This window comes from Streptomyces sp. NPDC002499, from assembly GCF_053595415.1.
In genome coordinates this window covers 53,915-74,895 of record NZ_JBSFXO010000018.1, presented here as the reverse complement: position 1 = coordinate 74,895, position 20,981 = coordinate 53,915, and the positions used below count along the sequence as shown (strand labels likewise).

The window sequence follows — 20,981 nt, the reverse complement described above, 5'->3', positions numbered from 1 at the left end:
ACTATCGGAGCCGAAATACCCTGCTCTGTAAGCGAGTTGGCCCTGTGGGTCAGGTGTGGCCCGGTGGCTCAGTTGAGGCCGATCTGCGCGCAGTCCGCCGCGTAGGCCTGGGTGCAGATGTCCTTGACCGTGTAGACGCCGTCCGCGATCAGCGTCTGCTTGATGTTGTCCTTGGTGAGGGCGACCACCGGCACCAGGTTCGCGGGGATGTCCTTCTGCGTCGGGCTGTCGACCCGGTCCTGGGTCAGCGCGTCGAACTCGATGTCGCGGCCCTGGACCCGGGCGACCGCCAGCTTCGCGGCGCCGGTGGCCTCCAGCAGGAAGGACTTGTAGACGGTCATGTACTGCTCGCCCGAGACGATCCGCTGGACGGCGTCCAGGTTGGCGTCCTGCCCGGTGACCGGCGGGATCTTGTCCGCGCCGGCTTCCTTGAGGGCGTCGATGACGGCGCCGGCCATGCCGTCGTTGGCGGAGTAGACGGCGGCGATGTTGTCGAGCCCGACCGACCGGATCGCCTTGAGCATGTTGGCCTTGGCGGTGGCCGGCAGCCACTGCGGGGTCTCGTACTCCTTGGCGATGACGACCTTGCCCTTGAGCTCGCTGAGCGCGCCGGCCTTGAAGCTGCCCGTGTTGGGGTCGTTGACGTCGCCGTCCATCATGACGATCTTGCTGGTCGCCGCCTTGTCGCCGAGGGCGGTGACGACGGCCCGGCCCTGCACCTCGCCGACGAGTTCGTTGTCGTGGGAGACGTAGGCGTCGATCGGGCCCTGCGCGAGCCGGTCGTAGGCGATGACCGGTATCCCGGCGTCCTTGGCCTTCTGCACCTCGGCGGAGATGGCCTTGGAGTCCAGGGCGTCCACCAGGACGACGTCCACCTGGTCGTCGATCATCTTCTGGAACTGGCTGCTCTGTTTGGCCACGCTCGCCTCGGCGTTGGCGTAGACGACCTTGCCCTTGCCGTTCGTGAGGGTGGTGACCTGCTGCTTGATGATCGGGTAGTCGAACTTCTCGAAGCGTGCCGTGTCCTTGTCCGGCAGCAGCAGGCCCACCGTGACGTCGTCGCCCTTCGTCGGGGACGAGGAGCTGCCGCCCCCGCTGATGGCGTCGACGGCACCGCACGCGGTGAGGGAGAGGGCGGTGCTGAACACGGCCAGGACCGTGGCTGAGCGGCGCACAGCGGTCCGGCGGAGGGGAGCGTTCACGACGGGGGCCTTCCGAGCGGGCGGAGCGTGGGGGGAAGCGGTTTCTCGAGGGTCCGCGGGGGACGCGTGGATACCCGAGTGGCCGACAGCCAACCGTCACACGTGTGTTACGTCAAGATGTTGTCGTAACAAGGCGAGGGAGCTCCCTACTTCGTGTACAAGCCCTCCACATCCGCCGCGAAGTCCTTCATGACCGACTCCCTGCGGAGCTTCATGGAGGGCGTCAAATGGCCCTCCGCCTCGGTGAAGTCGCGGGGCAGGACGGTGAATCGGCGGATCGACTCGGGGCGGGAGACCATCTTGTTGGCCTCGTCCACGGCGCGTTGGAGGACCTGGCGCAACTCCTCGTCATTGACCAGAAGTTCGGCCGGAACCGGATGCTTGCCGTTCATCTGGCGCCAGTGGGTGATGCCGTCGAGGTCGAGGGTGATGAGCGCGGAGACGTAGGGGCGGCGGTCGCCGAGGACCATGCACTGGGAGATCAGGGGGTGTTGGCGCAGCCAGTTCTCCAGCGGGGCCGGGGCCACGTTCTTGCCGCCCGCGGTGATCAGGATCTCCTTCTTGCGGCCGGTGATCGTCAGATAGCCCTCGTCGTCCAACTGGCCGATGTCACCGGTCGCGAACCAGCCGTCCGTCGACGCGGGCACCACACCGCCCGCGTGCGGGTCCCAGTAGCCGCGGAAGACGTGTCCGCCGCTGAGCAGGATCTCGCCGTCGGCCGCGATCCGCACCTTCGTGCCCGGCATGGGCCAACCCACCGTGCCCAGGCGGGGTTTGAGCGGCGGGGTGCAGGTCGCGGCGCCGGTGGACTCGGTGAGGCCGTAGCCCTCGTAGATCTCCATGCCCGCGCCCGCGTAGAACGCGGCGAGACGGCGGCCCAATGGCGAGCCGCCGCAGATGAGTTGGCGGATGCGGCCGCCCATGGCGTTGCGGATACGGCGGTAGACGAGCGGGTCGTAGAAGGTGCGGGCCGTCTTCAGGGCCGTGCCGGGGCCGGACCCGGTGCCCGCGTGGCGGGCCTCCATGGCCTCGCCGTAGCGCTGGGCCACGCTCGCGGCGCGGTCGAAGGAGGAGGCCCGGCCGCTGCTCTCCGCCTTGGCGCGGGCGCTGTTGTAGACCTTCTCCAGCATGTAGGGGATGGCGAGCAGGAAGGTCGGCTTGAAGCTGCCGAGGTCCGCGATGAGGTCCTCGGACTGGAGGCTCGGCGCGTGGCCGAGGCGGACCCGGGCGCGTATGCAGGCCACGGCCACCATGCGGCCGAAGACGTGCGACATGGGCAGGAAGAGGAGGGTGGCGGGCTCGTCCGAGGTCTTCGACTTGAAGACGGGGTAGAGGAGTTCGACGGCGTTGTCGACCTCGGCCAGGAAGTTGGCGTGCGTGAGCACACAGCCCTTGGGGCGGCCCGTGGTGCCCGAGGTGTAGATGACGGTGGCGAGGGTGTCGGGGACCAGCATGCCCCGGCGTACGGAGATCTCCTGGTCGGGGACCGACTGTCCGAGCTCCGCGAGCCGGTCCAAGTGGCCTTTCTCCACGACCCACATGTGGCGCAGGTCGGGCAGCCGGTTGAGTTCCGGGCCGAGCGCCGAGGCCTGTCCCGCGGTCTCCGTCACCAGGGCCACCGCGCCGGAGTCCTGGAGGATCCACCGGGTCTGGAAGACCGAGGAGGTGGGGTAGATCGGGACGGTGACCAGGCCGGCCGCCCACGCGGCGAAGTCGAGCAGGGTCCACTCGTAGATCGTCCGGGCCATGACGGCGATCCGGTCGCCGGGCACGAGGCCCTCCGCGATCAGCCCTTTGGCCAGGGCCAGCACCTCGTCCGCGAACTCCGCCGCGGTGACATCGGCCCAATCCCCGTCCTGCGTACGGCGGCTGAGCACGCGCGCCCCGGGGGCGGCGGCCGCGTTGTCGAACGGCAGGTCCGCGAGCGAGCCGTGCGTGGACGGCATGACGAACGCGGGCACGGACACCTCCCGCACCACCCCGTCCAGCCGCACGATCTCGGGTTCCACGAGCTGAGGCACGCCGTCGTAGTCGGCGGCGGACGGGTAGGGCACGGACATGGCAGCTCCTGGGGCGCGCAGCTCGGTACCGCTCTGCTGCTTTGGTACGGATTTCGCATACCAAGTCGTTCACCGGCGGCCTGCGGCGGAAGGAGTTACCGGCGGTCAGGTTGGCGATCGTACGGGGCCCACGTGGGGGGTTGGTAAGGGTTCGACGGCGATCCGGGGCCGGGCTTGTGCAACCTCGGGGGTTATGTGACAAGAGTTCACGTTCGCTCCAGAACGGCCGTCACTCCCTGGCCGCCCGCCGCGCACACCGAGATCAACCCGCGCCCCGGGCCGCCCCGTTCGGCCAGCAGTTTCGCCAGGGTCGCCACGATACGGGCCCCGGTCGCCGCGAAGGGATGGCCGGTGGCCAGCGACGACCCGGCCACGTTCAGCCGGGCCCGGTCGACCGGTTCGAGCCCCCGCTTCTCCCAGGCCGCGAGGGTCGCCAGCACCTGGGACGCGAATGCCTCGTGCACCTCGACGAGGTCGAAGTCGGCCAGGGTCAGCCCCGCGCGCTCCAGCATGCGCGGGACCGCGTACGCCGGTGCCATCAGCAACCCGTCCTCGCCGCCCACGACATCGCCCGCCACGAAGTCCACGGCCGCCGTCTCGTAGGCCGTGAGATAGGCCAGCGGCTCCAGGCCGCGTGCCTGCGCCCACTCCTCGGACGCCAGCAGCACGGTCGCCGCCCCGTCGGTCAGCGGGGTCGAATTGCCCGCCGTCATGGTCGGGTTCGGAGCATCGAGGCCGAACACCGGCTTCAGGGAGGCCAGTTTCTCCACCGTCGAGCCCGGCCGCAGATTCTGATCCCGCGCGAGATCCCGGAACGGCACCACCAGGTCCTGGAAGAAGCCCCGTTCGTACGCCGCCGCCAACCGCTGATGACTCGCCGCCGCCAGCTCGTCCTGCGCCTCGCGCGCGACGCCCCAGGCCCGTGCGGTCACCGCCGCGTGCTCGCCCATCGACAGGCCGGTGCGCGGCTCGGCGTTGCGCGGGATGTCGGGGACCAGGTGGCCCGGGCGGATCCGGGACAGGGCCCGCAGCCGGGCGCCGGCCGACTTCGCGCGCCGGGTCTCCAGCAGGATCCGGCGCAGCGCGTCATTGACCCCGAGGGGCGCGTCGCTCGCGGTGTCGGCGCCGCCCGCGATCGCCGACTCGGTCTGCCCGAGGGTGATCTTGTTGGCAGCGGCGATCACCGCCTGGAGCCCGGTGCCGCAGGCCTGCTGGATGTCGTACGCCGGAGTGCGGGCGTCCAGCCGGGAGCCGAGGACCGTCTCGCGCGCGAGGTTGAAGTCCCGGGCGTGCTTGAGCACCGCGCCGGCCACGAACTCGCCGACGGCGCCCGGCTCTTCGAGCCCGTACCGGTCGACCAGCGCGTCCACGGTCGCGGTCAGCATCTCCTGGTTCGACGCGGTGGCGTAGGGGCCGTCGGAGCGCGCGAACGGGATCCGGGCGCCGCCGATGATCGCCACGCGGCGCGTGCGCGGGAGTGCGAGGGGCTGCTCAAGGGGGCTCATCTCGACCGGTTCCTCATCTGTGACGTAGGCTTACCTACGGTAACCTTACTCCAGAGTAAGCAACGTGGACCTGACGGTGGACCCAGTGCGGTCCCGAATGGGGAGATGGACATGGCGGACCGCTATCTGAGCTTCACCGGCACCGCACCCGGCCGCTTCCTGACCCGCCGCCTCGGGCTGCCGCAACCGGCCCCGCTGCGCCGCTGGTCCCCCACGGCCCCCGCCCTCACCGGCGGCCTGCGCCACCTCACCGCCGGCAAGTCGGACCTCGACCTCGAACCGGTCCTCGCCCGTACGCAGCCCGCGGCCGGGCCCGCCGACGAACCGGCCGCCGTCGTCCTCGACGCCACCGGGGTACGGGACATCGAGACCCTCGCCGAGGTGCACGCGGCCCTCCACCCCGTCGTCCGGTCGGTCGCGAGCAGCGGCCGGATCGTCGTGCTGGGCGCGCCTCTGGACGCCGACGACCACCATCAGGCCGCCGTCCAGCAGGCGTTGGAGGGTTTCGTGCGCTCGCTCGGCAAGGAGATCGGGCGGGGCAGGACCGTGAACCTCGTCCGCCTCACCGACGCCCTCGCCGCCGAGTCGACCCTGCGCTTCCTCCTGTCCCCCGGGTCCGCCTACGTCAGCGGCCAGGTGATCGCCGTCGACGCGCGCCCGGTGACCCAACCGGCGGACGCGCAGCGGCCGTTGGGCGGGCGCACCGCACTGGTCACCGGCGGCGCGCGCGGGATCGGCGAGGCGGTCGCCGAGACGCTGGCCGAGGGCGGCGCCGAGGTCGTCGTACTCGACGTGCCGCAGGCCGAACAGGACGCGCGGCGCGTGGCCGAACGGCTCGGGGGCAGCGCGCTCCTGCTCGACATCACCGCGCCGGACGCGGGCGAGCGGATCGCCGCCGCGCTGCCCGACGGTCTGGACGTCCTCGTGCACAACGCGGGCATCACGCGGGACCGGCGACTGGTCAACATGCCTGCGGAGAGATGGAGTTCGGTCCTCGACGTCAATCTGGCGAGCGTGCTGCGGACGACGGACGCGCTGCTCGCGGCGGGCACCCTGCGCGAGGGCGGCCGTGTCGTCGCCACCGCGTCGATCGCCGGCCTTGCGGGCAACGCGGGCCAGACGAACTACGGCGCCAGCAAGGCGGGCATCGTCGGCCTGGTCCGCTCCCTCGCGCCGCGCGCGCTCGCCGAGCACGGGGTCACCGTCAACGCGGTCGCGCCGGGCTTCATCGAGACGAAGATGACGGCCGCCGTCCCGCTCTTCATCCGGGAGGCGGGTCGCCGCATGAACTCCCTCGCCCAGGGCGGCCTGCCCGTCGACGTCGCCCGCACCACGGCCTGGCTCGCCCACCCGGCCTCCGGCGCGGTCAACGGACAGGTCGTACGGGTCTGCGGCCAGAGTCTGTTGGGGGCGTGATGTCCGTAGTCCTCGCGCAGTCCCCCGCGCTCACGCCGCTCCTCGCCCGGGGCGCCCTGCTGTCCCCCTTCAAACGGCCGCGCCCGGACGCGGAGTTCCCCCACGACCGCCTCGTGCTGGCCGCCCCACGCATCGACCTCGCCCGGCTCGCGTCCTACGAGCGGGTGTGCGGCTTCGCGACCGGCGACGACGCGCTGCCCCTCACCTATCCGCACGTCCTGGGCTTCCCGCTGGCCATGCGCCTGATGAGCCGCCGGGACTTCCCGCTGCCGCTGCTCGGCCTCGTCCACACCTCGATCGACATCACCCGCCCCGGGCCCCTCCCGGCCACCGGGGAGTACGAACTCGCCGTGCGCGTCGAGGGGTTGGCGCCGCACCGCCGCGGCACCGAGGCGACGGTGGTGACGGAGTTGCGGGGTGGCGGGGAGGTGGTGTGGGAGTCACGGAGCACGTACTTGGCTCGGCATCGGGGCTCCGGCGGGGACGGGGAGAAGGTCGAGCGGACGGCGTCGCGAACGGACGGCGAGGGCCGCGCCTCGGGCGACCGGGCGCCGTACGTGCGGGGGCCCGGCCGGTCGCTGCCCGCCGGCGAGCGGCGCCGGTCCCTCGACGACGCCCCGGACGCGCGCGAGCCGCTGCCCGCCACCGGCGCCGGCTCCGGGCAGGGCCGGGCGCCGTCCGCCGGCGCCACGGCTGAGGGCCCGATTGCCGAGCCCCTGCCCGCCGTCGCCGAGTGGCAGCTCGCCGGGGACGTCGGCCGTCGCTACGGTGCCGTGTCCGGTGACCGGAATCCGATCCACCTCCATCCGCTCACCGCCCGCCTGTTCGGCTTCCCTCGCGCCATCGCGCACGGCATGTGGACGGTGGCCCGCTGTCTGGCCGCGCACGGGACGCCGGACGCGGTGCGGGTGCGGGCCGAGTTCCGGGCGCCGGTGTTGTTGCCGGGGACGGTGACGTACGCGGCCGAGGGCGGGCGGTTCGAGCTGCGGGGTGACGAAGAGCGGGTGCATGTGTCGGGGACGGTGACACCGCTCGGGTCCTGACCGAAGGGGGCTACTGAGCCGTGGAACCGGCCGGCGGCTGCCACGGCCGCCCCTCCATCAGGTTGCCCAGGCCCGCCCACGCGAAGTTCATCAGCGTGGCCGCGGCCTGGCGGGCCGTGACGCCGGGGGTGGCGTTGGCCCAGGCGGCCAGCGACTCGGCGGCGCCGACCAGGGCCTCCGCCAGTCCGGCGACCTCGCGTTCGGGCAGGTCGGGGTCGCGGTGCGCCTCGCGGGCGGCGACGACGATGAGCTGGGTGACGAACACGACGATCTCCTCGCGCATCGCCGTGACCTCGGACGCGAACGGCTCACCGTGGGTGCGGGCCTGGAGGTGCAGGACCGACCAGCCGTCCGGGTTCTGCGCGGTGTGCGTGAAGAACGCCCGCAGCCCTTCCCAGAGTTGGCGGTCGGCGGGCAGATCGCGCCGCACTCCGGCCCGTACCGCCTCCACCAGTGCCTTCGCCTCCCGGCGGATGCACGCGGTGAACAGGTCTTCCTTGGAGTTCAGGTACAGATACACCAACGGTTTGGAGACGCCCGCCAGTTCGGCGATCTCGTCCATCGACGCGGCCATGTACCCGCGCTGCCCGAAGGTCCGAACGGCGGCGTCCAGCATCTGCTGTTCACGGACCGCTCGCGGCATCCGCTTGGTCTTCACGGCACCCATGCATCACACACTAGTTGGCGGCGGCGCCGGGCACCCCTCCCGCGAGCCTCGCAACAAGACCTACGAAGCCTGCGGTGCCTGACCCTGCGCGCCCTGCGCCGGCGCCGAGTCGTCCTCGACGTCCTCCTGGCTGCGGTTCGCGTCCAGGTTGGCCTTCATCCGGTCCACCCGCTGGACGACCTGGATGGAGGCGCGGTCGCGTTCCTTGCGCAGCACCACGAAACTGATCGGGGCGGAGACGAGCAGGGCGAGCAGGACGACCCACATGCCGTTGGACTCGCCGAGCCCGCGCGGGAAGACGCCGAAGTAGACGAGGCCCCAGACGACCACGAGGCAGCTCGCGAAGACTCCGAGGCGCATCAACGTGTAGCGGAACATCTCAATCCACTCTTCCGATTCGAACTGTCCGACCGTCCCAAAAGGCGTCCCAAAGGGGGCACCATTCAGTGAAGCACGCCCCCGGGGCGATCTTGCAGCGGGTGGGGCTCCCGCTCAGACCCGCATCGGCTGCGGTGCCTCCCGACGCTCCGGGTCCGGACCGTCGTACTCGCGGATGATCTCGTAGCGCGTGTTCCGCTCCACCGGCCGGAAGCCCGCGTCGCGGATCAGGTCCAGCAGGTCCTCGCGGGTCAGCTTGTTCGGCGTGCCGTAGTTGTCGGCATCGTGCGTGATCTTGTACTCGACGACCGAGCCGTCCATGTCGTCCGCGCCGTGCTGGAGGGCGAGTTGGGCGGTCTGGACGCCGTGCATGACCCAGAAGACCTTGACGTGCGGGACGTTGTCGAAGAGCAGCCGCGAGACCGCGAAGGTCTTCAGGGCCTCGGCGCCGGTCGCCATCTGCGTCCGCGCCTGCAGCCGGTTGCGTACCTTCCCGTCCTTCATGTCCACGAAGTCGTGCTGGTAGCGCAGCGGGATGAAGACCTGGAAACCGCCGGTCTCGTCCTGGAGTTCACGCAGCCGCAGCACGTGGTCGACGCGGTGGCGGGGCTCCTCGATGTGGCCGTAGAGCATGGTGCACGGGGTCTTGAGCCCCTTCTCGTGCGCCAGCCGGTGGATCCGCGACCAGTCCTCCCAGTGCGTGCGGTGGTCCACGATGTGCTGGCGGACCTCCCAGTCGAAGATCTCCGCGCCGCCGCCGGTCAGGGACTCCAGGCCCGCGTCGATCAGCTCGTCGAGGATCTCGGAGGCGGACAGACCGCTGATCGTCTCGAAGTGGTGGATCTCCGTCGCCGTGAACGCCTTGAGCGACACCTCCGGCAGCGCGGCCTTCAACTCCCGCAGGGAGCGCGGGTAGTAGCGCCACGGCAGGTTCGGGTGCAGGCCGTTGACGATGTGCAGCTCGGTGAGGTTCTCGCCCTCCATCGACTTGGCGAGCTTCACCGCCTCCTCGATGCGCATCGTGTACGCGTCCTTCTCGCCCGGCTTGCGCTGGAAGGAGCAGTAGGCGCAGGACGCCGTGCACACGTTGGTCATGTTGAGGTGGCGGTTGACGTTGAAGTGGACGACGTCGCCGTTCTTCCGCGTCCGCACCTCGTGCGCGAGGCCGCCCAGCCATGCCAGGTCGTCCGACTCGTACAGCGCGATGCCGTCCTCGCGGGACAGCCGCTCGCCGGAGCGGACCTTCTCCTCCAGCTCGCGCTTGAGCCCGACGTCCATACCCACACCTTTCTCAGAATCCCGAACCAACCGTACGCCCACCCCGATCACGCCCTCGCTCACACCTCTTCGGGCAGCTCTCCGACCCGGTTCTCCCACTTGGTGGAGAGCACGATGGTGGTACGGGTGCGGGAGACGCCCTTGGTCCCGCTGAGCCGCCGGATGGTCTTCTCCAGGCCGTCCACGTTGGTGGAGCGCACCTTGAGCATGAACGAGTCGTCGCCCGCGATGAACCAGCAGTCCTCGATCTCGGAGAGGTCCTTCAGCCGCCGGGCCACGTCCTCGTGGTCGGCCGCGTCGGACAGCGAGATGCCGATCAGCGCGATCACGCCGAGGCCGAGCGAGGCGGCGTCGACGGTGGCGCGGTAGCCGGTGATGACGCCGGCCGCCTCCAGCCGGTTGATGCGGTCGGTGACGCTGGGTCCCGACAGTCCGACGAGGCGCCCCAGCTCCGCGTACGAGGCCCGGCCGTTCTCCCTCAGGGCCTGGATGAGCTGCCTGTCCACCGCGTCCATGCGATCGAAGCCTTCCACTGAAAAGTTCCTGAAGTGATGAGAGGTACTGCCACGTGCGCGCCGCGGGTCGCTCAGCCGGTACGGCCCCCGCCGCCCAGCTCGCCTTCCCAACGGCGGTACAGCTGGTGTCCGACGCCCGCCGCGTCGAGCACCCGTCCGGCCACGAAGTCCACCAGGTCCTGGATGTGGGTGGCGCCCGCGTAGAAGGCGGGCGAGGTGGGGACCACGACGGCGCCCAGGTCGTCCAGGGTCACCAGATGACGCAGGGTCTGCCCGTTCAGAGGAGTCTCCCGTACGGCGACGACGAGCGGCCGGCGCTCCTTCAGCGTGACGCTCGCCGCCCGCTGGAGCAGGTCCTTGGAGAGCCCCAGCGCGACACCGGCGACGCACGCGGTGGAGGCGGGCACGATGAGCATCCCCTTGACCGGGTACGAGCCCGAGGACGGCCCGGCGGCGAGGTCCCCGGCGGGCCAGTACCGCACCGCGTCCAGGTCGACCGCGAAGGTGTCCGGCTTCCCGTCGGCCCCCCGCGCCAGCCATTCCCGCAGGTCGTCCCGCCAGTGCGCGTCCCGGAAGGCGATCCCGGTCTCGTCCAGGAGCGTGAGCCGCGAGGCCCGGCTGACCACCAGGTCGACGCTCTCGCCGGCCGCGAGGAGTGCGCGCAGCACGGACGCGGCATACGGGGTGCCGGAGGCGCCGGACACCCCTACGATCCAAGGCGTACGCGGCGCTTCTCCTGGCTTGACTGGGTTCACGTCCCCGAGCCTATCCGGCACCGCGGGTCGGGAACCGGCCAAGGGGGTCCGACCGTTCTTGTAAGCGGAACAGGTGGGTGACGGGCGGGCAGTGGGGGGTGTCATGGATACCGAGCTCGACAGGTCGCGAGGCGGATCGCCTGGCTGGTCACGCGGCGACCGCGCGAAGACCGCGGCCAAGCTGATGGTCGGCTGGATCGCGCTGCTGTGGCTGCTCGAAGTGATCGACGTGGCCAGCGGCCACGCCCTGGACGGCCTGGGCATCACGCCGCGTGAGCCCTCCGAACTGATCGACGTCGTCCCCGCCGCGTTCATCCACTTCGGCTTCGCCCACGTGGCGGCGAACAGTGTGCCGCTGCTGGTCTTCGGCTTCCTCGCCGCGCTGGGCGGCCTGCGCCGGTTCGCCGCGATCTGCGCGGTGATCATCGTGGCCGACGGCCTCGGCGTCTGGCTGGTGGCCCCGGCCCACACCAACACCGCGGGCGCCTCCGGCCTGATCTTCGGCCTCTTCGGCTTCCTGCTGGTCACCGGCTTCGTGGAACGCAAGCCCCTGGGCATCCTGGTCGGCCTGGTCATAGGCGCGATCTGGGGCACGTCGATCCTGCTGGGCCTGGCCCCGACCCAGTCGGGCGTCAGCTGGCAGGCACACCTGATCGGGCTGGTGTCGGGGGTGGGCACGGCATTCTGGCTGGGCCGCCGCGCCCGGACCACTCCAGCGCTTATACGGTGAGCCCGCGCACCAGGAGATCCAGCAGCGCGCACACGAACAGCGCGATCCCGATGAACCCGTTGACGCTGAAGAACGCCCTGTTCAGGCGGGACAGGTCGTGCGGGCGCACGATCGAGTGCTCGTAGACGAACGCGCCGGCGACGATCATCAGGCCGATCCAGAAGAACGCGCCGGCTTCGGTGGCGACGGCGTACCAGATGAGGAGGCCGGTGGTGAGGGCGTGGCAGACGCGGGCGCCGTGGATCGCGGCCGGGATGCCGAACCGGGCCGGGACCGACATGACGCCGATCTCGCGGTCCGTCTCGACGTCCTGGCAGGCGTAGATCAGGTCGAAGCCGCCGATCCAGATGCCGACGGCCAGGCCCAGGATCACCGCGTCCCAGGACCACTCGCCGGTGATCGCGAGCCAGCCGCCGATCGGGCCCATGGCCTGGGCGAGACCGAGGATGGCCTGCGGGAAGTTCGTGAACCGCTTGCCGTAGGGGTAGATCACCATCGGCACGACCGCGATGGGGGCGAGGGCCAGGCAGAGGGGGTTGAGGAGAGCGGCCGAGCCCAGGAAGACCACGACCGCGACCAGCGCGCCCGTCCACGCGTGCTTCACCGACATCGCACCGGTCACCAGCTCGCGGTGTGCCGTGCGCGGGTTCCGGGCGTCGATCTCCCGGTCGATGATCCGGTTCACCGCCATCGCGAAGGTCCGCAGACCCACCATGCAGATGGTCACCAGCAGCAGCCGGCCCCAGTGGATGTTGCCGTCCATCTCGAACATCGCGGTGAGCGCGGCGATGTAGGCGAAGGGCAGGGCGAAGACCGAGTGCTCGATCATCACCAGCCGCAGAAAGGCTTTCGTGCGTCCTGGCTGCGGGATCGCGGCGGAGGCGCTGCTCACAGGCCGTACTCCTTCCACCGGCGGTCGACCGTCGCCGCCGTCTCGGGGTCGGACACCACCATCTCGGGCCAACCCCCGTCGCGCGTGTAGCCCTCCTCGGGCCACTTCCTGGTCGCGTCGATCCCCGCCTTGCCGCCCCAGAACTGCTGGTAGGAGGCGTGGTCGAGGTGGTCGACGGGGCCTTCCACGACCGAGAGGTCGCGGGCGTAGTCCGTGTTGCCGAGGGCCCGCCAGGCGACCTCGTGCAGGTCGTGGACGTCGCAGTCGGAGTCCACGACCACGATCAGCTTCGTCAGGGACATCATGTGGGCCCCCCAGACAGCGTGCATCACCTTTTGGGCGTGCTTGGGGTATTTCTTGTCGATCGAGACGATCGCGCAGTTATGGAAACCGCCCGCTTCCGGCAGGTGGTAGTCCACGATGTCCGGCACGATGATCTTGAGGAGGGGGAGGAAGAAGCGCTCCGTGGCGCGCCCCAGCGGTCCGTCCTCCGTCGGAGGGCGGCCTACGACGATCGACTGAAGGAGCGGGCGCTTCCGCATCGTCACGCAGTCGATCTTCAGGGCGGGGAAGGGTTCCTGCGGGGTGTAGAAACCGGTGTGGTCGCCGAACGGCCCCTCCGGCAGCATCTCCCCCGGCTCCAGCCAGCCCTCGATCACGACCTCCGCCTGCGCAGGCACCTGGAGCGGCACGGTCTTGCAGTCGACCATCTCGATCCGCTTGCCCGCGATGAACCCGGCGAACAGGTACTCGTCGATGTCACCGGGCAGCGGGGCCGTGGAGGCGTACGTCACCGCCGGCGGGCAGCCGAAGGCGATCGCGACCGGCAGCCGCTCGCCGCGCCGGGCCGCGACCTGGTAGTGGTTGCGGCTGTCCTTGTGGATCTGCCAGTGCATGCCGATGGTGCGCTTGTCGTGGCGCTGGAGGCGGTAGAGGCCGAGGTTGCGGATCCCGGACTCGGGGTCCTTGGTGTGGGTGAGCCCGAGGTTGAAGAAGGACCCGCCGTCCTGCGGCCAGGTGAAGAGAGCGGGCAGCCGGTCGAGGTCCACGTCGTCACCGGTCAGGACGACCTCCTGCACCGGCGCGTCCTTCACCTTCTTCGGCGGTACGTGCGCCATCGCGCCGAGCTTCCCGAAGGCCTCGCGCACCCCGACGAACCCGTGCGGCAGTTCGGGCCGCAGCAGTCCGCCGATCCTGTCGCTGATCTCCGCGTACGACTTCAGCCCGAGCGCCTTCAGGAGGCGCCGGTCGGTCCCGAAGACGTTCATCGCGAGGGGCAGGTCGGAGCCCTTCACGTTCTCGAAGAGCAGCGCGGGGCCGCCCGCCTTCTGCACCCGGTCGACGATCTCCCCGACCTCCAGGTACGGGTCGACCTCGACCTTGACGCGCTTGAGGTCGCCCTCGCGTTCCAGTGCCCTGAGCAGGGAGCGAAGATCGTCGTAAGCCATGCGTCCCAGTATCGGCCACCCGCTACCCTGACCCCGTCACCGGGGCCGCCCCACCTGTAGGGAGAACGCTCGAACATGCTCAGGTATCTGCCCTTCCTGCTGGTCCTGGCGCTCTGGATCTACGCCTTCATCGACTGTCTGAACACGCCCGAGGACCAGATCCGCAAGCCGCTGCCGAAGGTCGCGTGGGTGATCGTCATCCTGCTCTTCGGCGAGGTCCTGGTCGGCCCGGTCGCCTGGCTGGTGGCCGGCAAGAAGCGCACCGCGCCGGGCGCGGGCCCCGCGCAGGGCCGCTGGGTGGCGCCGGACGACAACCCGGAGTTCCTGAAGTCGCTCGACGAGGACGACCAGAAGAAGGACGACCGCCGGACGGACTGACCTACAGGTTGTACGCCGCCGAGCCCCTCGAAGCGGACAATGCGCCCCTGTGCCCGGACCGGTCGGAACCGGACACTTACCTCGCATGACGACAGCACCCGCCGACTCCACCGGCACCCTCGCCCCCGAATACGGTGACAAGGTCATCGCCGTCGAGACGGCGGGCTCCGAACCGATCCCCGACGCCGAACGCCACGGCGGCCCGCTCCAGTTGCTGTGGACCTGGGCCTCCCCGAACATCGAGTTCGCGACGGTCTACATCGGCGTGATCGCGGTCCTCTTCTTCGGGCTCAGCTTCTGGCAGGCCACCGGCGCGATCGTGCTCGGCACCGCGCTCGGCGCGATCACGCAGGGTTTCCTCTCCCTGGACGGGCCGCGGTTCGGCGTCCCGCAGATGGTGATCGGCCGCTTCTCCTTCGGCTTCCGCGGCAACATCCTGCCGTCGGCGGCCAACGGCCTGGTCGCGGGCGTGGGCTGGTTCGCGGTGAACAGCGTGAGCGCGGCCTTCGCGCTCAACACCCTCACCGGACTGCGCCCGTTGCCCTCGCTGCTCCTCGTGGTCGTCGCCGAGATCCTGATCGGCTTCATCGGCCACAACTTCGTGCACACCTTCGAGAAGTACGCCTTCCCCGCGCTCGCGTTGATCTTCCTGCTCGCGGGCGTGTGGACGTTCAAGGACGCGGATCTCACCGGGGGCGGCACGGGCGGCGGCATCGGCGGCTTCCTGCTCGCGTTCAGCGCGGCCTGGGGTTACGCGGCCGGCTGGAACCCGTACGCCACGGACTACTCCCGCTACCTCCCGCGCACGGCGAACAGGCTGAAGACCGTCCTCTACCCGGCGGTCGGGCTCTTCGTGTCCGTCACCCTCGTCGCGGTGATCGGCGCGGCCTCGGCGACCCTGATCGCCCCGAAGGACGCCACCCCGACGGCCGCGTTCACCGGCCATCTCCCGGGCTGGCTCGGCGACTTGGTGCTGATCGCCATCATCCTGGGGGCGGTCTCGGCCAACGCCCTGAACGTCTACTCCGGCGCGATCTCCATCACCGCGCTCGGCCTGAACCTCCCGCCGTGGCTGAGCCGCAGCGTCCTGGTCGTGGTCTCCGGCATCGCCGGTACGGCGGCGGCATGGGCGTCGCTGTCGGACGCGGGCGCCGCCTACGAGGCGTTTCTCCTGGTCATCGCGTACTGGGTGGCGCCCTGGCTGGGCGTGGTCCTGGTGGAACGCCGGCTCCGCTCCGGCACCCCGGACGCCGAACTGGCCCCCCGCCTCACCGACCGCTCCTTCACCAACTGGCCCGGTGTGGCAGCCCTGTTGATCGGCGTCGCGGTGTCCGTCCCGCTCTTCTCCAACCAGGAGGACTACGTCGGCTACGTACCGAAGCACTGGCCGTCCTTCGGTGACATCACGCCGGTCGTCGGCTTCGTGCTGAGCGCGGCGGTGTACGCCGGGCTGTACGCGGTGCTGCGGCGGCCGAAGTCTCAGCCCTCGTCGAACAGTTCGGCCTGATCGGCGTACTCGACCCTGATGTACGGGGCGTTCTTCGCCCCGTACGCCTTCTTGAGGATCGGCTCGGCCGTGGCGGGGTCGTCGACGCCGACCATGACGAACCCCCTTTCGTCCGAGCCGACTTCGCGCAGCTGGAACCTGCCGTCCCAGCGGTCCATGTCGTCGACGATCCGGTCGCCGAGCCTGGTCAGCGTCCGCCCGTTGACGTCGGTGTCGTGCAGCCGGAGGGTCACTCCCCGCACGGCCGCCTCGCAGACCGCGGTGTCGAAGGCGTCGGACGGGATGCGCCAGATGTCGGCCGCGGAGTCGTCCTCGTCCACCGAGAGGCCGGTGTAGACGGCGCCGTACCGCTTCTGGGCGAGGTCTTCGACGTGCACGACGACCCGCATCAGCGGCGTGCCGTCGTCCCGGTCGGGAAGGCTGTTCACGGGTCGGTGACCCACGCACACGGTGAGGTCGTCGGCCTCCGGCGCCGTCGAGACCCGCAGCCCCTCGCCGCCACAGGCCTGGACCGCGCCCAGCGCCAGCACGGCGGCCACGCCCGCCCACCCACGATTCCTCATGTCCCGTCCCCCTCCGTCCGACTCCGTCCGGCTCGCCACTGTGACGCCGGACGGGGGCAGGAGGTTCAGCCCTGCCGGGTGTCGTCGCGCAGGACCAGCGCGAGCAGCCCCGGGAAACGGGCCTCGAACTCGACGCGGCGCAGCCGGTTGACGCGCCGCGGCCCCTCGTCACGCTGCTCCACCAGGCCGGCGGCGCGCAGGACGGCGAAGTGGTGGCTGAGGGCGGCCTTGCCGACGGGCACGTCGAAGCTGCCGCAACTACGCGCCCATTCCGGCGAGTTCGCCAACTCCCTCACGAGGGTGAGGCGTACGGGATCGGCCAGCGCGGCGAAGGCGGCCGGTACGGAGACGTCGTCCGGGTGGGTGTGCTCCGGGGCGGCGCGGTGACTGGTGCCGGTCATGCCGTCCGCCACCTCCCTGTCTCCCTGAATCCGCTTGCCGAGTGTTCGATGAAAACCATACACTCCCGAGTGTTCGCCTACCGTCGAACACTCAACGAGGGATGTGGTGGCATGCGCGCGGTCGAGATCCAGGAGTACGGCGGTCCCGAGGTCCTCAAGGTGGTGGAGACGGAGGTACCCGAGCCGGGCCCCGGCCAGGTGAGCGTCGACGTGGCGTACGCCGGGATCAACTTCGCCGACCTCAAGGCGCGGGAGACGGGGTACCGGGTGCCGTCGCTGCCCTTCCGGCCGGGCCTCGAGGTCTCCGGCCGGGTACGGGCGGTCGGCGCGGGCGTCACGGACCTCGCCGTCGGCCAGGAGGTGACGGCCCTGACCGAGGGCGGCGCCTACGCGGATGTGGCCGTCGCGAGCGCGGCGACCGTCTTCCCGCTCCCGTCGGGCGTCGATCTGCGGACGGCGGCCACGCTCCCCACGGTGCTGCCGACGGCGTACGCCCTCGTGCACGCGGTCGGCCGGCTCCAGCCCGGCGAGACGGTGCTCGTGCAGGGCGCGGCGGGCGGAATCGGCACGGTGGTGGGGCAGTTGGCGAAGGCGGCGGGCGCCGGTGCGGTGTACGGCGTGGTGTCGAGCGGCGCGAAGGCGGCGTACGCGCGGGAGTACGGCTACGACGAGGTGTTCGTCGGCGACTTCGAGGCGGCCGTGCGCGAGGCGACCGGCGGGCGCGGGGTCGACCTCGCCCTGGACCCCGTCGGCGGCGCGACCCTGCGGTCCTCGCTCGCCTCCCTCGGGGTCTTCGGCCGGCTGGTCTCCTTCGGCAACGCGGGCGGGGAGCCGGCCTGGACGGTGGGGCAGCCCGACCTGTACCCGCGCGGCCTCTCGGTGGCGGGCTTCTCGATCCTCACCCTCGCGCAGACCGACCCGGCGGCGCTGCGGGAGCTGACCGGGCGGGCCTTCGCGAAGGTGGCGGACGGGACGGTCGTGCTTCCGGTCACCGCCGAGTTCGGGCTGGCGGAGGCGGCGGAGGTGCACCGCCTGATGGGGACGCGCACCAGCACGGGCAAGCTGTTGCTGCGGGTGGCCGGCTGAACTCCCGCCACCCGAGGCCGAGTCAGCGCAGTCGCGAGGACGACAGGATCGACAGCAGGTGGGCCGGGACCATCACCCAGGTGATGACGGCGAGCGCGCCCAGGGCCCAGCGGGTGGGTTCGATGCCGTCGGTCAGGGTGTCCGCGACGGCGGCCACGAGCAGGACCAGGGACGCCTCGATGCCGTTGGTCACGCGGTGGATCTTGAAGGCGGCGGCGAGGCGGCGGACGTTCGCCACGCCCTGGGAGCGGGGGCGGGTGGACTCGTCGTCGACGACGCCGAGACCGCGGCGGGCGCGGGCGACGTCCACCAGGTCGGTGGAGGCCTTCAGCAGCACGACACCCAGCGCGGTGGCGATGCCGATCGACAGCCAGCCGCCGACGCCGGACTCGGCGGCGCGGTAGCCGGCGCCGGCCATCAGGGCCGCGTCCGCCAGATAGGCGCCCAGCCGGTCGACGTAGATGCCGACCGCGCTGTTCTGCCCCTTCCAGCGGGCGACTTCGCCGTCGACGCAGTCGAAGAGCAGGAACAACTGCATGAGGATCACGGCGAGTACGGCACCGGTGAGACCCGGGATCATCAGCGCGGCCCCAGAGGCCACCCCGCACGCCACCATCGTCCAGGTGAGCTGGTCGGGCGTGACCGGCGTGCGCACCAGCTGCCGGGTGAACCGCAGCGAGACGCTCCGCATGTACAGCCGGCCCGCCCAGTGTTCGCCGTTGCGGCTAGCCAGCTTGGCCTGCGGCTGGCAGACCTCCCGCAGCTCCTCCAGTACCGGAGCAGCAACCATGACCGTTCCTCCACACCACACCTGGGGTTCAACTGCCGCACACGCGACGGTGATCGGCACAGGTTAGTCGCCCGCCGGGCCACCGTCGGCCTCCGGCCCCCCGGCCACGACCGCCCTCTGGACAATTCGCCCCGAATTTTGGCAGCGTGACGCGACATGCCCCTCGACTTCTACACCGCCCAGAGCACGTTCTCCGACCCCGGCGAACTGGCCCACCACTACGCCGACCTGCCGCACGACCCCACCGAACTCGCGCGCATGTCCAGGGACTTGGTGATCCACCGCATGGAGGGCGACCTCTTCGCCCACACCCACCCCACCGACCGCCTGCACAACGACGCCGAGACCCGCTACGTCGACGACATCCTGCGGATCATCGTGGAGCGGAACGACGCCCCCCTCGGCCAACGGCGCGAGCCCGCCGACCGGTTCGTCGGGACCTGCCGGGACTTCTCCCTCCTGCACTGCTCGTTCCTGCGCCACATCGGCGTCCCCGCCCGCATCCGCTCCGGCTTCGCCGACTACTTCGGCCCGAACGGTCCGAGCGCCTTCCACAACGACCACGTCGTCACCGAGTACTGGGACGAGCAACGCGGCTGGCTCCTCGCCGACGCCGAACTGGCCGACCCCTTCGTCACCGACCACTGGAAGATCGACTTCGACCCGATGGACGTACCCCGTGACCGTTTCCTCGTCGCGGGCGAGGCCTGGCGGGCGATCCGGGAGAACAGGGCCGACCAGGAGACCTTCGGACTCCACCCGCCGCACGAAGGCCCCTTCTGGGGCGAGTGGTTCGTCGCCGGCAACATCCGGCTCGACCTCGCCGCGCTCAACAAGGTGGAGACGCTCCTGTGGGACGTATGGGGAACGGAGGACGAAGAGGACGAGCCCGGGGGGCCGCTCCCGGAACCCGCCCGAGCGTTCTTCGACCGTGTCGCCCCGGTCGTGAGCGGTGACGTCTCCTTCACCGCCGCACGCGAACTGTTCGCCGAGGAGGACAGCCTGCGCACGCCCGACACCGTGACGTCCTATGCCCCGTTCAACGGCCCGAGCCGCGTCACCCTGCGCTGACCGGCCATCAGGCCACCGTCCGCAGCCCCCGCACCTGCCCCGCTCCCATCCCCCGCACCACCCGATGCGCGCAGGCGGCCGCCAGCAACTCCCCCAGCAGATCAGGGTCGTCGATCTCCAGGCCGAGCAACGACTCGATGCGCTCCAGGCGTTGGTAGAGGGACTGGCGTCCGATGTGGAGCAGGGCCGCCGTGCGGGTCGGGGAGCAGCCGTGGCGGAGGTGGACCTCCAGGGTGCGGACGAGGTCGCTGGGGTGGGCCGCCTCCCAGGCCAGGAGGGGGCCCAGGGTGTGCTGGACCAGGCGGGCGAGGCGGTCGCGGTTGGCGTCTACGCCGCCGCGGGTCAGCTCCCGTTCCAGGGCGAGCGCGCGGGCGGAGGTGACCAGCGGGCCGTCGGGGACACCCGGCTCGGCGGCCGGCACGGTGAGCGCCAGCTCAAGGGTCGTACGGGCCGCGCGCAGCGTGTCGCTCCAGCGCAGCCAGCCGCTGCCGCCCGCGACCGCGTGCCCGACCGCGACGGTGAGCCCCGGTTCGGCGGCCGTGCGGAAGGCCTCCTGGACCGCGCGGATGGGGTCTCCGGCCCGGGTGTCGGGGAGGGCCAGCAGGGCCAGCACGTCGCCCGGGAACGCGGCCCGCAGCGACCCCGCCCCGCCCAGCAGCCGTACCGCCCGGTCCACGGCCCCCACCTCGCGCGTCCCGTGCAGCGATACGCCGATCAGCCGCGCCCCCGGCCCCGGATGGAACCCGGCGAGTGCCGACCGCGCCTCCACCTCGGGCTGGTTCAGGGCGGCCCGGTCGGCCAGGTCGGCGAGCAGGGCCGCCGTATGGTCGTCGCCCCACGGACGTACCACCGAACGCCCGGACAGACCGCGCGCCACGATCGCCCGGTTGGCGGCCTCCGTGATGCGCACGAAGGGCACCACCCGGCGCATGGCCAGCAGGGGCAGGCCCAGGCGGCGGGCCTCGTCGGTCACCTCCGGCGGCATGCTCGGCAGGGAGCGGCCGATCTCCACCGCGAGCCCGGCGGCGCCGCGGGCGGCCACCTCACGGACGTACCGCCGCCGGTCCTCCTCCTCGGCGTCCATCAGACCGAAACCGTTGGTGAGCAGCAGTTCGCCGCCGTCCAGGAAGTTGGCGCCCTCGTAGACCTCACTCGAATGCACCCAGCGCACCGGGCGGTCCAGGGCGCTCTCGCCGGCCAGCAGCTCGGGCTCGGCGGCCCGTACGGGATCGAGGTCCAGGACCTCACGGAGGGTGAGTGCGGGCACGGGCTCCTCCAGGGGCGTGGACAGTTCGT

Annotated in this window: 21 protein-coding genes; 7 read left to right on the top strand and 14 right to left on the bottom strand. The window is 71.1% G+C overall.

Annotated elements, in window-relative coordinates:
- Positions 1–68: 68 nt before the first annotated feature.
- The 3 genes from ACWD5F_RS42005 to ACWD5F_RS41995 form a co-directional block, all read right to left on the bottom strand.
- Positions 69–1,175, bottom strand: a complete 1,107-nt coding sequence (locus tag ACWD5F_RS42005; protein WP_451261594.1) for a sugar ABC transporter substrate-binding protein — start codon at positions 1,173–1,175, stop codon at positions 69–71.
- A gap of 173 nt (positions 1,176–1,348) precedes the next feature.
- The gene (locus ACWD5F_RS42000) at positions 1,349–3,262 is read right to left on the bottom strand and encodes an AMP-dependent synthetase/ligase (RefSeq protein WP_451261479.1); all 1,914 of its coding nucleotides are present in this window, start codon (positions 3,260–3,262) and stop codon (positions 1,349–1,351) included.
- A 206-nt stretch (positions 3,263–3,468) separates the two neighbouring features.
- Positions 3,469–4,767, bottom strand: a complete 1,299-nt coding sequence (locus tag ACWD5F_RS41995; RefSeq protein WP_451261478.1) for an acetyl-CoA C-acetyltransferase — start codon at positions 4,765–4,767, stop codon at positions 3,469–3,471.
- A 111-nt stretch (positions 4,768–4,878) separates the two neighbouring features.
- Here ACWD5F_RS41995 and ACWD5F_RS41990 point away from each other — a divergent pair, with 111 nt between their 5' ends.
- Together ACWD5F_RS41990 and ACWD5F_RS41985 are read left to right on the top strand one after the other, a co-directional pair.
- Complete coding sequence (locus ACWD5F_RS41990; RefSeq protein ID WP_451261477.1) at positions 4,879–6,183, top strand: 3-oxoacyl-ACP reductase; 1,305 nt, start codon at positions 4,879–4,881, stop codon at positions 6,181–6,183.
- On the top strand, positions 6,183–7,226 hold the full coding sequence (locus tag ACWD5F_RS41985; protein WP_451261476.1) for a MaoC family dehydratase: 1,044 nt from the start codon (positions 6,183–6,185) through the stop codon (positions 7,224–7,226). The genes ACWD5F_RS41990 and ACWD5F_RS41985 overlap by 1 nt, the downstream gene beginning before the upstream one ends.
- Before the next feature lie 10 nt (positions 7,227–7,236).
- Here the strand turns inward: ACWD5F_RS41985 and ACWD5F_RS41980 are convergent, their stop codons facing one another.
- The 5 genes from ACWD5F_RS41980 to ACWD5F_RS41960 all read right to left on the bottom strand — a co-directional run bounded on the left by ACWD5F_RS41980 (position 7,237) and on the right by ACWD5F_RS41960 (position 10,768).
- Positions 7,237–7,893, bottom strand: coding sequence for a TetR/AcrR family transcriptional regulator (locus ACWD5F_RS41980; RefSeq protein WP_451261475.1), 657 nt, complete (start codon positions 7,891–7,893; stop codon positions 7,237–7,239).
- 60 nt (positions 7,894–7,953) lie between these two features.
- Positions 7,954–8,271 (bottom strand): DUF4229 domain-containing protein, encoded by a 318-nt coding sequence (locus tag ACWD5F_RS41975; RefSeq protein WP_401714311.1) that lies wholly within the window; start codon positions 8,269–8,271, stop codon positions 7,954–7,956.
- A gap of 114 nt (positions 8,272–8,385) precedes the next feature.
- The gene (mqnE, locus tag ACWD5F_RS41970) at positions 8,386–9,549 is read right to left on the bottom strand and encodes an aminofutalosine synthase MqnE (protein WP_401714312.1); all 1,164 of its coding nucleotides are present in this window, start codon (positions 9,547–9,549) and stop codon (positions 8,386–8,388) included.
- Positions 9,550–9,608: 59 nt separating this feature from the next.
- A complete protein-coding gene (locus ACWD5F_RS41965) occupies positions 9,609–10,064 on the bottom strand; it encodes an Lrp/AsnC family transcriptional regulator (protein WP_401714442.1) in 456 nt (151 codons plus the stop codon).
- Positions 10,065–10,135: 71 nt separating this feature from the next.
- Positions 10,136–10,768 (bottom strand): UbiX family flavin prenyltransferase, encoded by a 633-nt coding sequence (locus ACWD5F_RS41960; RefSeq protein WP_451261474.1) that lies wholly within the window; start codon positions 10,766–10,768, stop codon positions 10,136–10,138.
- Positions 10,769–10,922: 154 nt separating this feature from the next.
- Here ACWD5F_RS41960 and ACWD5F_RS41955 point away from each other — a divergent pair, with 154 nt between their 5' ends.
- A complete protein-coding gene (locus ACWD5F_RS41955; protein WP_451261473.1) occupies positions 10,923–11,549 on the top strand; it encodes a rhomboid family intramembrane serine protease in 627 nt (208 codons plus the stop codon).
- Here ACWD5F_RS41955 and mqnP read toward each other — a convergent pair.
- Positions 11,539–12,441, bottom strand: coding sequence for a menaquinone biosynthesis prenyltransferase MqnP (gene mqnP, locus ACWD5F_RS41950; RefSeq protein ID WP_451261472.1), 903 nt, complete (start codon positions 12,439–12,441; stop codon positions 11,539–11,541). The genes ACWD5F_RS41955 and mqnP overlap by 11 nt on opposite strands.
- Entirely contained in the window at positions 12,438–13,889 is a 1,452-nt protein-coding gene (locus tag ACWD5F_RS41945) for a menaquinone biosynthesis decarboxylase (RefSeq protein WP_451261471.1), read from the bottom strand. The genes mqnP and ACWD5F_RS41945 overlap by 4 nt, the downstream gene beginning before the upstream one ends.
- Before the next feature lie 75 nt (positions 13,890–13,964).
- Here ACWD5F_RS41945 and ACWD5F_RS41940 point away from each other — a divergent pair, with 75 nt between their 5' ends.
- Both ACWD5F_RS41940 and ACWD5F_RS41935 read left to right on the top strand, forming a co-directional pair.
- Positions 13,965–14,267 (top strand): PLD nuclease N-terminal domain-containing protein, encoded by a 303-nt coding sequence (locus ACWD5F_RS41940; RefSeq protein WP_451261470.1) that lies wholly within the window; start codon positions 13,965–13,967, stop codon positions 14,265–14,267.
- An 85-nt stretch (positions 14,268–14,352) separates the two neighbouring features.
- The gene (locus tag ACWD5F_RS41935; protein ID WP_451261469.1) at positions 14,353–15,774 is read left to right on the top strand and encodes a purine-cytosine permease family protein; all 1,422 of its coding nucleotides are present in this window, start codon (positions 14,353–14,355) and stop codon (positions 15,772–15,774) included.
- Here the strand turns inward: ACWD5F_RS41935 and ACWD5F_RS41930 are convergent.
- Together ACWD5F_RS41930 and ACWD5F_RS41925 are read right to left on the bottom strand one after the other, a co-directional pair.
- Positions 15,747–16,337, bottom strand: coding sequence for a hypothetical protein (locus ACWD5F_RS41930; protein ID WP_451261468.1), 591 nt, complete (start codon positions 16,335–16,337; stop codon positions 15,747–15,749). The genes ACWD5F_RS41935 and ACWD5F_RS41930 overlap by 28 nt on opposite strands.
- A gap of 65 nt (positions 16,338–16,402) precedes the next feature.
- Positions 16,403–16,738: an ArsR/SmtB family transcription factor gene (locus ACWD5F_RS41925; RefSeq protein ID WP_451261467.1), complete on the bottom strand. Its 336-nt coding sequence runs from the start codon at positions 16,736–16,738 to the stop codon at positions 16,403–16,405.
- Between the two features lie 111 nt (positions 16,739–16,849).
- On the opposite strand from ACWD5F_RS41925, the gene ACWD5F_RS41920 reads away from it, so the two are divergent.
- Positions 16,850–17,824, top strand: a complete 975-nt coding sequence (locus ACWD5F_RS41920; protein ID WP_451261466.1) for a quinone oxidoreductase family protein — start codon at positions 16,850–16,852, stop codon at positions 17,822–17,824.
- A 22-nt stretch (positions 17,825–17,846) separates the two neighbouring features.
- Here the strand turns inward: ACWD5F_RS41920 and ACWD5F_RS41915 are convergent, their stop codons facing one another.
- Complete coding sequence (locus tag ACWD5F_RS41915) at positions 17,847–18,614, bottom strand: CDP-alcohol phosphatidyltransferase family protein (protein WP_451261465.1); 768 nt, start codon at positions 18,612–18,614, stop codon at positions 17,847–17,849.
- 156 nt (positions 18,615–18,770) lie between these two features.
- Between ACWD5F_RS41915 and ACWD5F_RS41910 the strand changes: the two genes are divergently transcribed.
- On the top strand, positions 18,771–19,685 hold the full coding sequence (locus ACWD5F_RS41910) for a transglutaminase-like domain-containing protein (protein WP_451261464.1): 915 nt from the start codon (positions 18,771–18,773) through the stop codon (positions 19,683–19,685).
- 7 nt (positions 19,686–19,692) lie between these two features.
- Here ACWD5F_RS41910 and ACWD5F_RS41905 read toward each other — a convergent pair whose 3' ends face one another.
- Positions 19,693–20,952, bottom strand: coding sequence for a PucR family transcriptional regulator (locus tag ACWD5F_RS41905; protein ID WP_451261463.1), 1,260 nt, complete (start codon positions 20,950–20,952; stop codon positions 19,693–19,695).
- Positions 20,953–20,981: the final 29 nt, after the last annotated feature.

Coding starts and splice junctions, on each gene's coding strand:
- ACWD5F_RS41915 (WP_451261465.1), bottom strand. CDS start 18,614: ATGGTTGCTGCTCCGGTACTGGAGGAGCTGCGGGAGGTCTGCCAGCCG.
- ACWD5F_RS41945 (WP_451261471.1), bottom strand. CDS start 13,889: ATGGCTTACGACGATCTTCGCTCCCTGCTCAGGGCACTGGAACGCGAG.
- ACWD5F_RS41985 (WP_451261476.1), top strand. CDS start 6,183: ATGTCCGTAGTCCTCGCGCAGTCCCCCGCGCTCACGCCGCTCCTCGCC.
- ACWD5F_RS41965 (WP_401714442.1), bottom strand. CDS start 10,064: ATGGACGCGGTGGACAGGCAGCTCATCCAGGCCCTGAGGGAGAACGGC.
- ACWD5F_RS41995 (WP_451261478.1), bottom strand. CDS start 4,767: ATGAGCCCCCTTGAGCAGCCCCTCGCACTCCCGCGCACGCGCCGCGTG.
- ACWD5F_RS41910 (WP_451261464.1), top strand. CDS start 18,771: ATGCCCCTCGACTTCTACACCGCCCAGAGCACGTTCTCCGACCCCGGC.
- ACWD5F_RS41980 (WP_451261475.1), bottom strand. CDS start 7,893: ATGGGTGCCGTGAAGACCAAGCGGATGCCGCGAGCGGTCCGTGAACAG.
- ACWD5F_RS41990 (WP_451261477.1), top strand. CDS start 4,879: ATGGCGGACCGCTATCTGAGCTTCACCGGCACCGCACCCGGCCGCTTC.
- ACWD5F_RS41935 (WP_451261469.1), top strand. CDS start 14,353: ATGACGACAGCACCCGCCGACTCCACCGGCACCCTCGCCCCCGAATAC.
- mqnE (WP_401714312.1), bottom strand. CDS start 9,549: ATGGACGTCGGGCTCAAGCGCGAGCTGGAGGAGAAGGTCCGCTCCGGC.
- ACWD5F_RS41975 (WP_401714311.1), bottom strand. CDS start 8,271: ATGTTCCGCTACACGTTGATGCGCCTCGGAGTCTTCGCGAGCTGCCTC.
- ACWD5F_RS41920 (WP_451261466.1), top strand. CDS start 16,850: ATGCGCGCGGTCGAGATCCAGGAGTACGGCGGTCCCGAGGTCCTCAAG.
- ACWD5F_RS42000 (WP_451261479.1), bottom strand. CDS start 3,262: ATGTCCGTGCCCTACCCGTCCGCCGCCGACTACGACGGCGTGCCTCAG.
- ACWD5F_RS41955 (WP_451261473.1), top strand. CDS start 10,923: ATGGATACCGAGCTCGACAGGTCGCGAGGCGGATCGCCTGGCTGGTCA.
- ACWD5F_RS41925 (WP_451261467.1), bottom strand. CDS start 16,738: ATGACCGGCACCAGTCACCGCGCCGCCCCGGAGCACACCCACCCGGAC.
- ACWD5F_RS41930 (WP_451261468.1), bottom strand. CDS start 16,337: ATGAGGAATCGTGGGTGGGCGGGCGTGGCCGCCGTGCTGGCGCTGGGC.
- ACWD5F_RS41940 (WP_451261470.1), top strand. CDS start 13,965: ATGCTCAGGTATCTGCCCTTCCTGCTGGTCCTGGCGCTCTGGATCTAC.